The organism is Segetibacter sp. 3557_3, from assembly GCF_004354985.1.
Taxonomy (GTDB): Bacteria; Bacteroidota; Bacteroidia; order Chitinophagales; family Chitinophagaceae; genus Segetibacter.
On the sequence record NZ_SMSK01000001.1, the window covers coordinates 466644 to 478791 of the forward strand.

General features: G+C 45.5%; 11 protein-coding genes. 5 read left to right on the forward strand and 6 right to left on the reverse strand.

Features of this window, described 5'->3' with window-relative positions; all coding sequences use genetic code 11:
- Positions 1-31: 31 nt before the first annotated feature.
- Genes ruvX through EXU57_RS01630 form a run of 3 tightly spaced genes read left to right on the forward strand, consistent with a single transcriptional unit; the run spans position 32 to position 2024 of the window.
- Positions 32-451 (forward strand): Holliday junction resolvase RuvX, encoded by a 420-nt coding sequence (gene ruvX, locus EXU57_RS01620; protein WP_133266410.1) that lies wholly within the window; start codon positions 32-34, stop codon positions 449-451.
- A 59-nt stretch (positions 452-510) separates the two neighbouring features.
- Positions 511-1089 (forward strand): peptide deformylase, encoded by a 579-nt coding sequence (gene def / locus EXU57_RS01625; protein WP_133266411.1) that lies wholly within the window; start codon positions 511-513, stop codon positions 1087-1089.
- The gene (locus EXU57_RS01630; RefSeq protein WP_133266412.1) at positions 1086-2024 is read left to right on the forward strand and encodes a hypothetical protein; all 939 of its coding nucleotides are present in this window, start codon (positions 1086-1088) and stop codon (positions 2022-2024) included. The genes def and EXU57_RS01630 overlap by 4 nt, the downstream gene beginning before the upstream one ends.
- A 355-nt stretch (positions 2025-2379) precedes the next feature.
- Here EXU57_RS01630 and EXU57_RS01635 read toward each other — a convergent pair whose 3' ends face one another.
- From EXU57_RS01635 to EXU57_RS01655, 5 genes are all read right to left on the reverse strand, one after another.
- The gene (locus tag EXU57_RS01635) at positions 2380-3966 is read right to left on the reverse strand and encodes a peptide chain release factor 3 (RefSeq protein ID WP_133266413.1); all 1587 of its coding nucleotides are present in this window, start codon (positions 3964-3966) and stop codon (positions 2380-2382) included.
- A 313-nt stretch (positions 3967-4279) separates the two neighbouring features.
- Positions 4280-4990, reverse strand: coding sequence for a class I SAM-dependent methyltransferase (locus EXU57_RS01640; RefSeq protein ID WP_207955358.1), 711 nt, complete (start codon positions 4988-4990; stop codon positions 4280-4282).
- A gap of 253 nt (positions 4991-5243) precedes the next feature.
- Complete coding sequence (locus EXU57_RS01645; protein WP_133266415.1) at positions 5244-5588, reverse strand: hypothetical protein; 345 nt, start codon at positions 5586-5588, stop codon at positions 5244-5246.
- Between the two features lie 71 nt (positions 5589-5659).
- Positions 5660-6070, reverse strand: a complete 411-nt coding sequence (locus EXU57_RS01650; protein ID WP_133266416.1) for a hypothetical protein — start codon at positions 6068-6070, stop codon at positions 5660-5662.
- Positions 6071-6352: 282 nt separating this feature from the next.
- Positions 6353-7288, reverse strand: a complete 936-nt coding sequence (locus EXU57_RS01655) for a phosphoribosylaminoimidazolesuccinocarboxamide synthase (RefSeq protein WP_133266417.1) — start codon at positions 7286-7288, stop codon at positions 6353-6355.
- A gap of 358 nt (positions 7289-7646) precedes the next feature.
- Here EXU57_RS01655 and EXU57_RS01660 point away from each other — a divergent pair, with 358 nt between their 5' ends.
- Together EXU57_RS01660 and EXU57_RS01665 are read left to right on the forward strand one after the other, a co-directional pair.
- Positions 7647-10532 carry a TonB-dependent receptor gene (locus tag EXU57_RS01660; protein WP_133266418.1) on the forward strand — a complete coding sequence of 962 codons (2886 nt, stop codon included), beginning with the start codon at positions 7647-7649 and terminating at the stop codon, positions 10530-10532.
- Between the two features lie 139 nt (positions 10533-10671).
- Positions 10672-11670: a pyruvate dehydrogenase complex E1 component subunit beta gene (locus EXU57_RS01665; RefSeq protein WP_262708541.1), complete on the forward strand. Its 999-nt coding sequence runs from the start codon at positions 10672-10674 to the stop codon at positions 11668-11670.
- Positions 11671-11910: 240 nt separating this feature from the next.
- Here EXU57_RS01665 and EXU57_RS01670 read toward each other — a convergent pair whose 3' ends face one another.
- Complete coding sequence (locus EXU57_RS01670) at positions 11911-12120, reverse strand: hypothetical protein (protein WP_133266420.1); 210 nt, start codon at positions 12118-12120, stop codon at positions 11911-11913.
- Positions 12121-12148 lie beyond the last annotated feature (28 nt).

The window sequence follows — 12148 nt, forward strand, 5'->3', positions numbered from 1 at the left end:
AGTTTTCGAAACAAATCTAAACACAACATCATTGCCCAGGATCTTATCCATCGACTACGGCGCAAAAAGGACCGGCCTTGCGGTAACGGACCCGTTTAAAATGATCGCCAGCGGTTTAACAGGTATTCATACAAAAGACCTGGAAAGCTACCTGTCCAATTACTTCAGGCAGGAGCCTGTGGAACTGGTGATCATCGGGCATCCTTTGAACTTCGATAACAGCGATACGCATGCGACCCCCCTTGTGCAAGCATTTATAAACAGGTTCAAAAAGGTCTTTCCCACCATACCTATCGTAAAGGTAGATGAACGATTTACTTCGAAAATGGCGGTACAAAGTATGGTACAAAGCGGGATGAAGAAAAAAGACCGGCAAAACAAAAATCTGGTAGATGAGATTGCTGCAACCATCATGTTACAGGAGTATCTTAACAACCCCTCATCATTATAAACTTTGGCTTTCTATATATTTGTAGCTTTTTATTCACTGCAGCACAGAACTGATAACACATGATTTTACCGATAGTGGCATATGGTGCCCCCATATTAAGGAAGGTTAGCCAGGATATCACCCCAGACTACCCAAACCTACAAAAACTGATTAGTGACATGTGGGAGACCATGTACGCAAGTAATGGTGTGGGTCTTGCAGCTCCGCAGATCAATCGCGACATCCGGTTATTTGTAATCGATAGCGAGCAGGTTTTTAAAAACCTTGATGAGGAAGATGAGGGCAAGTATCCCGATGATCCGGGGGTGAAAAGAGTTTTTATTAACGCACACATCCTGGAGACTGAAGGCGAGCAATGGGCTTATAATGAAGGATGCCTCAGTATTCCAAAAATCAGGGAAGATGTTAGCAGGCAGGAGTCTGTAACGTTACAATACCTCGACGAAGCATTTGCCACCTATACCGAACGTTTCACCGGCATAACTGCACGTATCATACTGCACGAATACGACCATATCGATGGTAAACTTTTTATAGACTATATCAAGCCTTTGAAGCGTAAACTGCTGCAAAGAAAACTCAACGACATCAGTAAAGGGAAAATCAAAGTTGACTATAAGATGAGTTTCGCTAAATGAACAAGTTAGTAATAGTACTAGCTTTCCTGTTATGCTTTCGGCTCTGCTCTTTTGCCCAGGACACGACCGTTATCTATAAAAACCAGTCGTTTCAACTTAGCGAGGTGGTTGTACGGAACAACTTCAACATTGCCTCTTTTATTGAATACGTAAAAAACGACACTACTTTTTACAAAGCCTTTCGTAACCTTCGGGTATTGAGCTTTACCTCGCTTAACCATATCGAGCTGCTCGATAAAAGGGGCAAGCCACAGGCAGGATTAGACAGTAAGACCAGGCAAACCTATGTTGATGGCTGCAGATCCATGCAGGTATTGGAGGAGAAATCAACGGGTGACTTCTACGATAAACGAGGAAATTATAACTATACCACGGCGGAGTTATACGCTAACCTGTTTTTTACCCGGGGCACAGTATGCGGCGAAAACAATATCGTAAAAGGGGTTGGTTTTTCAACAAAGGGAAAAAGTGGGATTGAAAAACACAAGGAACAACTCAAGCAATTATTTTTTAACCCGGGTAAACGGATTCCGGGAATTCCTTTCATCGGCAACAAGGTTGCCTTGTTCGATGAGGACGTAGCTGCTCTTTACGATTTTAAGATCGACCGCAAAGACTACATGGGAAACCTTTGTTATGTGTTTTCCATAACACCACGCCAGGATTTAAGCTCGGGTCAGCGTGGTGATGTTGTTATAGATGAAATGACCACCTGGTTCAACGCAAAAAATTATGAAATCATAGGTCGAAATTATACTTTAAGCTACAATGCGGGTGTGTACGACTTTGACGTTCAAATGGAAGTTCAACTGGAGAAAGTGCAGGATCTTTGGGTGCCCAAAGTGCTGCGGTATAAAGGCTACTTTGACGTAGTTTTTAAAAAGAAAGAACGCGCACTTTTTACAGCAACCCTTTACGACTTTCAAAAACAGTAGCATAGGGGGGACTAAAACTTTAAGTTAGTCTTGTTAATACACGATCAATGGCTGGGATTATCGTATACCAATAACCTTTTCCTGCTTTTTAAAGATTAAGACTGTTCACCTCCTTACACGGAAGTTGCCGAATAGCGTTCCTCAAAGTACAAGGGAGTGACACAACCGGAGTCCAATATAGGTCCCCATGCTGGTCACAAAAAAACCTAACACGTGTAAATGTTCGTTGAAGAAAGTACTAATTGCAGCTAAACATTTAGGTTGAATTAGTCATACCCGGGAGGCCGGACTACCCCAGCAGGATTGAACCTACCACACCTCAACAACATCAGTCTATCTTAACGCAAGTTCACCTTTACTTGTGTATTTCGCTCGAGTAGTGGAACTCGATATCCGGATTGTTGGTCTTTTCGGTATTTAAGAACCATTCGCTTTGCGCGAGGTAAACCATGTTGCCATCCTTGTCTTCACCAATATTTGCCTGTTTAAACCGGGCAAAATCTTCCAGCTTCTTTTGGTCCTTCGAGGTGAGCCAACATGCTTTGTAGAAGGGAAGGCTGTTGAATTGAACAGAGGCACCATATTCGTGCAGCAGGCGGTATTGAATGACCTCGAACTGTAGTTCACCCACACAGCCGATAATCTTTTTATTGCCACCAAACTGGGTGAAGAGTTGCGCCACGCCTTCATCAGTCAATTGGATCAATCCTTTTTCCAACTGCTTCGTTTTCATCGGGTCCTTGTTCACAACCTCCTTAAAAATTTCAGGTGAAAACGTAGGAATACCGGTAAAATAAAACGCTTCGCCCTCTGTTAACGTATCACCTATTTTGAAGTTGCCCGTATCGAATAGTCCAACAACATCGCCGGGAAAGGCCTCATCCACAACCTCTTTCTCACGGGCAAGGAAAGAATAAGGCGCACTGAAACGCACGTCTTTATCGATACGAACGTGGTGAAAATATTTATTGCGCTCAAACTTGCCGCTACAAACCCGAAGGAATGCTATCCTGTCGCGGTGCTTAGGATCGAGATTCGCGTGGATTTTAAATATAAAGCCGCTGAACTTGGGTTCGGCTACACTTACGGCGCGTAAACTTGTTTGCCGGTCGCGTGGGGTAGGAGCAATCTCAATGAACGTGTCCAACAATTCCTTTACACCGAAGTTGTTTACCGCACTCCCAAAGAATACGGGTGCTATCTTTCCACTCAGGTAATCAGCTTCGTTCAGGTTTCCGTAAACCCCATCGATCAGTTCTACGTCTTCGCGCAACTGTTCAGCATCTCTTTGGCCAATCTTTTCGTCGAGTATCGCACTTGTAAGGTCGTCGATGGACACAACTGTTTCGTCGCTTGCTTTGGTATTTGCAGCAAAAAGCACGAGGCTTTTATTGTGCAGGTTGTAAACACCCTTGAAATCTTTACCGTTATTAATCGGCCAGGTCATCGGGTGAAGTGATATGTGTAATTCCTTTTCGATCTCTTCAAGGAGGTCAAACCGATTTTTGCCATCCCGGTCCATTTTATTTACAAATACAATAACAGGAGTATCGCGCATACGGCAAACTTCCATCAGCCGACGGGTTTGTTCTTCTACACCATTTACGCTGTCGATCACCAACACGACACTGTCTACCGCGGTGAGTGTTCGATAGGTATCTTCTGCAAAGTCTTTGTGCCCGGGGGTATCCAGCAGGTTAATCAACATGTCGCGGTACTCGAAGCTCATTACAGAAGTTGCGACCGAGATACCTCTTTGTCGCTCGATTTCCATAAAATCGCTGGTCGCGTGCTTTTTTATCTTATTGCTTTTGACAGCACCTGCAGTTTGGATGGCTCCGCCAAACAAAAGGAACTTTTCGGTAAGGGTTGTTTTACCGGCATCCGGGTGGCTGATAATTGCAAAAGTTTTCCGCCTGTTGATTTCTTTTTCGTATTTCATTTGAGTGTGCAAAGGTAAAAGCAAATGGGGTTCCAAAGTTGTAACGACTTTCTAAACCTTGTGGCCCTTTAGCGCCGCATGAATTATTGCAAGCGTGTTGAAGGTCAACATCGTTTTGGCTCCACATCTCCTGGTTTGCAGCAGGCACAATAATTACGACTGATTGTGGGATCGTTAACAATAGAACGACTCAAACACTTGTATGCAATTGACCATATCGGGGTATTCAACTGCTTTGTATAGCACATGGTATTTTGTTAAGGAGATGCGCATGGTGCAGCCCTGATATGGAAACCTGACTAAGAAAACAGGATTAATTACGTGATCTTTTCTGGTAAACCAGGAAGTGTTGAATAGGGAGGAAGTCGCCCTTGTAGGCTAACTGAAAACCATTTGCTCCAAGTTCCTTGTCCAATTGCGCCACGCTGGTTTTATGAAGTGCTTTTATTGGTATCGACCTGTCTTCGCCCCGGTATTCTATAAGTAGGAGCTTGCCGTTAGAGGTAAGCGCGTTTGAAATTGATTGCAGTACTTCAGCTGGAAATTCCAGTTCATGATAGACATCAACCATTATGGCCAGGTCGAGGCTATTGGCAGGCAGGTTTGTAACCGTCGTACTTCCTTTTACGATTTTTACATTGTTGCTCTTGCGCTTGCTGCTGGTTTCGCTGAGATACCTGATCATCTCATCCTGGATCTCCACGGCGTAAACCAATCCGGCGGGTACCCTTTCCGCCATCTTAAACGTGTAGTATCCCGTTCCTGCCCCGATGTCCGCGACATTTGTGTTGGGCAGCAATTTCATGCTATCGATTGCCATTAAAGTATTTTCCTCCGCCTGCCGCTCATCACGCTCGAGCCAGGCTGCACCTGAAGCACCCATAACATGTGCTATTTCGCGGCCAAAATAAAACTTACCTATTCCATCCGGTGAGCCACTACGGTAAGTATAACCCGTATCAGCAAGTGTTTTAGAAGCAGGGATTTGCGAGGGAGTACCACAATTAAACAGAACAGGGGACATTAAAAATATAAGTACGCTTATATAGAGTTGCATACAGTTACAACAAAAAAAGTCCCGGGTTGGTTGTATGACCAGGTAAGTTGTTAAGGCGACAGCAATAACCTTAATTGAACAGGCAGGCTGATTTGGTACTCAAATGTTGCTTTTGATACCAGTCCTCTCATTTAAGACAACGTCTGTTGCAACCGGCCGGCGCGCCGGTCTGCCAGTGATATTTTCGATAAGTGACTCGGGGCGAATTTGCACCTATGGCTTAGGCCACCGCAGGCTCTTTGGCAAGGGCGTTGATCGCAGTGTTGGCGATGACGTTCAGTACCCCTACACCGAACTGTTCCGCCCTTATCTGCGCAAGTCCTGCTCGCTTGAGTGCAGTCATTTTAACCAATTCCTTATCACTGTTGATGAGCCATTCAAATTCGGCTGTTTTTAAATCACCCTGGTTAAGTAATGCCATCCATCTAACCAGGTCATCCTTAATGGTTAAAAGCATCTTCCTGCCATCTTCGATAGCTTCTTGTTTATACTTGGTGACCATTGCCTGGGCCAGCGTGGCAATTTCCAGTTCCATTTCTTTTAATATTGGGGTGTAATTAGCCATACCTGAGTTTATTAAAGAGGGTAATAGAAGTACTAGTGAGCTGTCTTAATTAATTGTTATGTGGCTTACAACTACGTTTTACGTTTTTTACTTTCGAGATCTGCGATGTTATTTAACAGCAATTCAATTTGGGTAGAAGCCTGGGTCGCCATCTCGGGGGAAAGTTGATTGCCTGATTTCCAGGTGTCCAGCAAGTCGAAAAGGTTACCTTTCCCAGTCATCACCTGGTTCCACATGGCTACTGTGCTGCTGTTGCCCTTGCGCATTTTCTCGTTTTCAGCAGCACGTATTACAGATGCTTTTAATGCATCAATTTCGGCAGCATGCATAGCATAGGGTTCGTTTGACTTCTTAATAAGTGCAACCGCTATCTCCTTGATGGCAATATCATCATTGTAAGCCGACGCACTGTATTTCAGGCCGGCACAGCTAACAAGCAAACCAATTGTAAAGACGAGCAAAAGGTGCCTCAACGTTTTCATATTGTAGGATGCATACTCTTGACCGTTTTCTGCCTGGCGGGCCTACTTTTAAGGATTTCAGCAAATTCCTGCCATGATCATTCATTGTACATGGCAGCGCTAAAATGAAAAAGAGTTTTCACACTTGCAAGTGTTCCGAAAAAAATATCACTACGGTTGTGGATATAACCCGCGGAGTACCTGTTGTTTGTGGTAATTACAACGGCTGGCCCCGCGTATGTTCTAAGGGAACAAATGCCAGAGCAGGGAAGGGTTAGCTAAACGTGTTACTCAGATTGGGGATCAGGCGTTACCGGATAGTTGTTCCAGGGACTGGATAATACGATTGTAAGTCTCCTCCTGGCTAAGCTGCTCCGGCTTAAACGGTTCGCCGATCAGCACTTCATATAGTTCAATATACCTGCGGCTGATGGTTTGCACCCATGGCTCGGTCATTTCAGGCACTTGCTGACCGTCTTTGCCCATAAAATTATTTGCAATCAGCCATTCTCTTACAAACTCTTTACTGAGTTGCTTTTGAGGTTCGCCCGCAGCGAGCCTGCCTTCAAATCCATCGGCATAGAAGTACCTGGACGAGTCAGGGGTATGTATTTCGTCCATGAGGTATATGGTATCACCTATTTTTCCAAATTCATATTTTGTATCAACAAGTATAAGTCCGCGTTCTTTGGCCAACTGTCTTCCGCGTGTAAACAACTCCAGCGCATATGCTTCGAGCTGTGCGTACTCCTGGGCCGAGGCTAAACCTTTGGCGATAATCTCGTTTTTGCTGATGTCTTCATCGTGACCAACGTCGGCCTTGGTACTTGGTGTAATAATCGGTTGCGCGAAAAAGTCGTTTTCCCGCATACCGTCTTCCATGGCAACCCCACATAAACTTCTTTTACCGGAGCTATAGGTACGCCAGGCATGACCGGTGAGGTTGCCGCGGACAACCATTTCAATTTTAAATGGATCACATCTTTTCCCTACCGCAGTATTCGGTGCGGGTGTATCCAGGAGCCAGTTTGGACAAATGTCGCGGGTTCGTTCGAGCATATACGTTGCAACCTGGTTTAGCACCTGGCCCTTAAAGGGTATTGGCCTGGGAAGAATAACATCAAATGCCGAGATCCGGTCGCTGGCGACCATCACCAGGATGTTGTTTTCCAGGTAATATACGTCGCGTACTTTGCCGCTATAGAAACGCTGCTGACCGGGAAATGTAAAAGAAGACATGCGATGGATTTTTAAAAAGAAAGCAAATAAAGTTGAAAGTTTCGAGGTTAATACCAGAGCAGGGGATTTATTGAAGAGCGCACCCGAAATTTATTGCTGCTTCTTCCATGTTCCAAAAATTGCAATGACTATTTGCATGCTCTACCCACGAATTTTTCTGAAGCATAATAACAAGAATAATGAAGGGACAGCTAGTGCAGATACAGGCTTGAGTGCCTTCATCTTCGAGGTGCAATTGATTTTAAATACAGGTGTTAGGGCCCGGTAACAGGGGTTGTATTATTCCACCTTAAATATATTTTCAGGTAAATTTAACATTGCCTATTTTGTTCACTCAAACAACCCAAAAACAGCCATTATGAAAAACAGTTACAGTTATTTAGCGCTACTCGTAGCACTTCTGTTTTCCCTTCAAACAATTGCTCAAAGCACCACGGTCAACGGCTCTGTTAAAAGCAGCCGCACAAACGAGCCCCTGACAGGTGTAACAATCCTGGTAAAAGGAACAGGGCAGGGCACCTCTTCTGACGAAAAGGGAAATTTCAAAATAACCACTGCTGCGAAATTGCCGTTGACAATAACCGTTTCATACGTGGGCTATGCCTCGCAAGACATAGTAGTAAGCAGCTCATCACAAACGATTGATGTTTCGCTGGACGTTGCCGGACTTGCGCAGGAAGTAACTGTCTCTGCTTCCAGAACTCCCGAACGCATCCTCGAATCACCAGTCTCCATCGAACGGGTAAACGCCGCAGCCATACGCAATTCGCCAGCTTCGACTTATTACGATGTAATTGGCAACCTGAAAGGGGTTGACCTCGTTACCGCAAGTCTCTTGTTTAAAACACCGAGTACACGCGGGTTTAATACCAGCGGAAACCTGAGGTTAAACCAGCTTGTTGATGGAATGGACAACCAGGCGCCTGGTTTGAACTTCGCAGTGGGTACACTTTCGGGCGTAACCGAGCTTGACGTTGAAAGCCTTGAGCTACTCAGCGGCGCTTCTTCAGCATTGTACGGCCCCGGCGGGATGAACGGAACCCTTCTTATCAACAGCAAAAATCCCTTCAAATACCAGGGTTTAAGCTTCCAGGTTAAACAAGGTGTACTTCATGTAGATAACTACCAACGCCGACCTTCACCTTTTTACGACTGGACGCTTCGTTGGGCAAAACAAGTTTCTGACAAGTTTGCCTTTAAAGTGGGCGGGAGCTTAACACAAACAAAAGACTGGGTAGGCAACGACTATAGAAACTACCTGACCGGGGCCGACAGATCAGTAGGTACGCTTAAAGAGGGCGACCGAAACAGCGATCCTAATTATGATGGGGTGAACGTTTATGGCGACGAGACGACAGCAAACCTCCAACCAGCCTTACAAAATCTACCAACAACAACCCCGGTTCTTGGTGTTGTGCCCTTACCCGGTAATAATGTTCCTATACCCACAGCAGCAGCTCTTGCAGCATTTACCGGCGGACGTTTGGATGTATCCCGGACTGGTTACAAAGAGTCAGATGTGGTAGACCCAACTACCTTAAACGTAAAACTGCATGCGGCACTTCATTATAAAATAACCCCGGGTATAGAGGCTTCGCTTGTCGGCTATTTCGGATACGGAAGTACCGTTTATACCGGTAGCGACCGCTATTCGTTGAAGGGGGTAAAAATTGGGCAGTACAAGCTGGAAGTAACAAACAAAAACTGGTTTGTAAGAGCCTATACTACCCAGGAGGATGCAGGAGAGTCTTTTAACGCTACCGTAACTACCCGTTTATTCAATGAAGCATGGAAACCAAGTGCAACAGCCTGGTATCCTCAATTCATACAAGGTCTTGCAGCGGGAGCGGCACAAGCGTATGGACAGGCACTTGGCGCGGCATATGCTGCCGCTTTGGGGCGTGGCGAGTCACCAACCCAAGCGCTGGCCTCTGCGCAAGCCGCTGCACCAGCAGGGGTAACCGCAAACCGAAGTGCTATTCTTGCAGCTGCCCGGACCAATGCTGACCAGGGCATGCCAGTGCCCGGTACACAACAATTCAAAGACATATTAAAAGCAGTTAGCTCCAAACCGATTTCGCAAGGTGGAGGTCTCTTCCTGGATAAATCAAGCCTCTATATGACCGAGGGCCAATATAACCTGACGGATGCGGTAAAATCTGCAGAAGTACTGGTGGGCGCAGATTACAAACAATACGTTCTTAACTCCGAAGGAACCCTGTTTGCAGATACAGCGGGTCGCATAAGGATCAACGAAGTGGGCGCATACGCACAGGTGTCCAAGAGGATCCTGAACGAGCGGATGAAGCTTTCAGCATCTGGCCGCTACGACAAACAGAGCAACTTTAAGGGTCGGTTTACCCCACGTTTCTCTGCGGTAATTACTGCTGCAAAGGACCACAATGTTCGCCTTTCGTACCAAACCGCATATCGTTTTCCGTCTACCCAAAACCAATGGATCAACCTGGTGGTTGCCGGAGGTGTTCGGTTGATAGGTGGAGTACCCCAGTTGAAAGAGTTCTATAATTTCGCCGGCAACCCGGTTTACACGCTGGAAAGTTTTTCGCGTTTTTCCGTTACCCGCAACGCTGCCGACCTGCAGGTGCAGCAGTTCCCGGAGTACAAACCTGAGTCTGCTCAATCGTATGAAGTGGGGTATAAGGGCCTGATCAGGAATAAGCTGCTGATAGACGTGTACGCCTACCGTACCAAGTATGAAAACTTTCTTGGAAGAATAGCAGTGGCCCAGTCGAAGGATGGTACTGTACCAGGACTTAGTACACCAAACCTGTTCTCTGTTTCAGTAAACAGCACATCCAAGGTGAACACCCAGGGTTGGGGAGCATCAGTGGAGTATCTTCTTCCCCGCAACTTTACGATTAACGCCAACCTGTATTCCGACGAAATCAAAAATGTACCCACTGGGTTCATTGCCTACTACAATGCGCCAAAATACCGCTCGAACATTAGTTTTGGCAACACGGGTATGTTTGCGCAAAAACGTGTAGGCTTTAATGTTACCTGGCGCTACCAGGACGGGGTGAATTTCCAGGGTGATTTTGGTTCAGGTTATGTGCCTGCATTTATGACTTTTGATGGACAGGTTAGTTATAAGTTCCCGCAAACAAAGTCAATTGTTAAGCTTGGCGCCACAAACCTGTTTAACCAGTATTACAGAAATGCTTTCGGCAACCCCGAAATTGGCGGTCTTTATTACCTGAGTTTTGGATACAATATTTTCTAAAGCAAAATGCCATGCTAACAACTATGTAAAACAGGGTTTTCAAGTTTTTGAGATTTTTGGTTGATTTGGGTTTTGTAAATCATAAACGTATATTTTTGCGCCTGTTTCTGCCAGCCGGCACTCACTTGCAAAACTGAAAATTCCAAATAATAATATGCGACAAATTGCTTTCAGAGAGGCGCTTCGTGAAGCCATGAACGAGGAAATGAGAAAGGACGACAGGGTATTTTTGATGGGGGAGGAAGTGGCTGAATACAATGGAGCTTATAAGGTAAGCCAGGGTATGTTGGCGGAGTTCGGTCCAAAAAGGGTGATTGATACGCCAATTGCAGAATTGGGATTTACAGCTATTGCGGTTGGGGCCGCACAAAACGGTCTTCGTCCTATCGTTGAATATATGACGTGGAACTTTGCGGTGCTTGCTCTTGACCAGATTTTGAATACTGCGAGCAAGATGCTTGCAATGAGTGGTGGCCAGGTAGGCTGCCCCATTGTATTTCGCGGTGCAAATGGTAGCGCTGGTCAGTTGGGTGCACAACACTCTACCGCTTTCGAAAGCCTTTATGCAAATATTCCTGGTCTGAAAGTAATCTCTGTTTCCAACCCGTACGATGCAAAGGGACTTTTAAAAAGTGCCATTATCGATAACGACCCTGTAGTGTTTATGGAAAGCGAGGTAATGTATGGTGAGAAGGGTGAGGTGCCTGAGGAGGAATATTACATACCCATTGGTAAAGCAGATATAAAAAGGCCAGGCACAGATGTAACCATTGTATCGTTTAATAAGATGATGAAGGTTGCACTTGGTGCGGCAGAGGAGTTGCAGAAAGAAGGAATCAGCGCTGAGGTTATTGACCTTAGGACGATTCGTCCACTTGATTGGCAGACGATAGTTGAAAGTGTGAAAAAGACAAATCGTTTGGTGATTGTTGAAGAGCAATGGCCATTTGCCTCCGTTAGTTCAGAGATAACCTACCGCATACAAAAAGAAGCATTTGACTATCTTGATGCCCCGATACGCCGGATCACGAGTGCAGATGCTCCAATGCACTATGCGCCGAATCTTGTACTTGGTTACCTGCCTGACGTACCACGCACCGTTAAGCTCGTTAAAGAAGTTATGTACCTGAAAAAATAATTAGCTTGTAATAGCTTACCTGATCCCGGCCTGGAGCCGGGATTTTTGTTTTCTGACATTTTAGGGAAACTGGTTATCCAAACATAACAATCGCGATCCTTTCAGGTAGCAGTTCATGCCCGAACCCTATCAACAACCACTAGCGAGTCAGGGCCCCCAAAAGCTCAACCGCTGAGGGTATAAAACAAACATTGCAAGTTTCGCCAAGTCCCGCTGATGTATGCCGGGCAATCTGCCGGATTAACTTACCTCGTCCTTGCTTTTACGTGCAGGAGTTTTAATGATCCAGATAAAAAACGCGATCCCTTCCAGAATCATTGCGATACCGGCCAGGATACTAAAGGTGGTAGCGGTTTTGCCTTTTGTAAGGGTGCTAATGATTACCAGCGCAATTATCAGTATAATCAGGAAGAGCTGGGTTTTGAAAACGGATAAATATCGGCGTAGCATAGTTATAACCGGACGCAAATGTTACGCC